The sequence below is a fragment of the Parabacteroides sp. CH2-D42-20 genome, from assembly GCF_003670185.1.
Lineage (GTDB): Bacteria > Bacteroidota > Bacteroidia > Bacteroidales > Tannerellaceae > Parabacteroides > Parabacteroides distasonis.
The window spans coordinates 1-1,224 of the sequence record NZ_RAYG01000085.1; the positions used below are offsets into that span (position 1 = coordinate 1).

The 1,224-nt window shown below is 38.5% G+C and carries 2 protein-coding genes; both read right to left on the minus strand.

Features of this window, described 5'->3' with window-relative positions:
- On the minus strand, positions 1-203 hold a 203-nt coding region (locus D7V92_RS21830), incomplete at its 3' end, for a Dps family protein (protein WP_147441543.1).
- A gap of 154 nt (positions 204-357) precedes the next feature.
- On the minus strand, positions 358-1,041 hold the full coding sequence (locus D7V92_RS21835) for an outer membrane beta-barrel protein (protein ID WP_034531327.1): 684 nt from the start codon (positions 1,039-1,041) through the stop codon (positions 358-360).
- Positions 1,042-1,224 lie beyond the last annotated feature (183 nt).

Below are 1,224 nucleotides of genomic sequence, written 5' to 3' on the forward strand. Positions count from 1 at the left end.
AACTCGTCAACCTTCTCGGCAGCGTTGTTGTACATATCCTCGAATTTACCATGAAGAACGAAGAAACCGTGTCCCTTAATATTCCAGTGGAAACCACGAAGGTTCGTATAGAATACTTGGTAATCCGCCAATAATTGTTTCAAGCTTGCTACTACGTTACTTACCGCTGACGCATCTAAATGAAGATAATCTAATGTTTTCATACTGCTATTTTTTAATTGTTATACTTTTCGTTTTTCTTATATTGCAAAGATATGGCAAATATAAATAACTATCAAACAGATAATTCCTATACATATATAGATAGAATCTATATTTAAACGATCAGCAGGAAGACTTACTATAGAACTTGGGTTTCTATTTACCCAATTTAAACTTATATCCTGCGGTAAGAGCCAAAGTATGGTAATTCGCCTCGATCGATCCTCCCTTATACTCTTTACCTAACGATACATCATAGCCAAAATTGATAAAGCATTGTTTTATTTCCACACCTACAGTGGCACTTATACCCCAATCAAAAGCACGAAGCCCTTCACAGGGATCATGGGTATAAAACTTAGCGGATTCTTCCGAAGCGACAGACCATCCCCCGAACATTCCTTTATCCAATACGCTTACGGCTATATAAGGGCCTACTCCAACATTCAAACGAATATCCTCAGCTAATTTGAATGAGAAATTAGCCATAATCGGTAATTGCAAGAAATTTCGTGTCACCTTATTTGAGTAATCATACGCATATCCATACGGATCATAAGTAGGTCCCGGCACTGCCCACCAATAACACCCATATCCATATCCGGGAAATTTGTCATTACTATATCCCCTTTGCGTATAATACAAACCAGACTTCAGAGAGAGAAATTCCGGCTTCAACTGATATTCCACTCCTACCCCAATCTTCCAACTCGGTTTCCAATCAACCATTGGACCCGCCTTCATCACTGTCATACCCGCTTCCGGAACTACCGACCACTGGGCTTGTACCGATATTACACCCAACATTAACACCATCGCAAATAATACAACTCTTTTCATATACTTTTTATTTTGATAAAATAATCGAACGACATATATGAATAAGACATGAAACAATAAAAAACCCCTATTGGCACCAACAGAAAAAGGCCGGAATCACTTCCGACCTTCTCCAAACTCAATGAATCACCTTTTTACTTCTTGCAATCGCAAGTTGAATATGCTACCAACATCCAAACCAAT

Bases quoted from the DNA above. Each gene is read 5' to 3' on its own strand.
- D7V92_RS21835 (WP_034531327.1), bottom strand. From the start codon at position 1,041: ATGAAAAGAGTTGTATTATTTGCGATGGTGTTAATGTTGGGTGTAATA.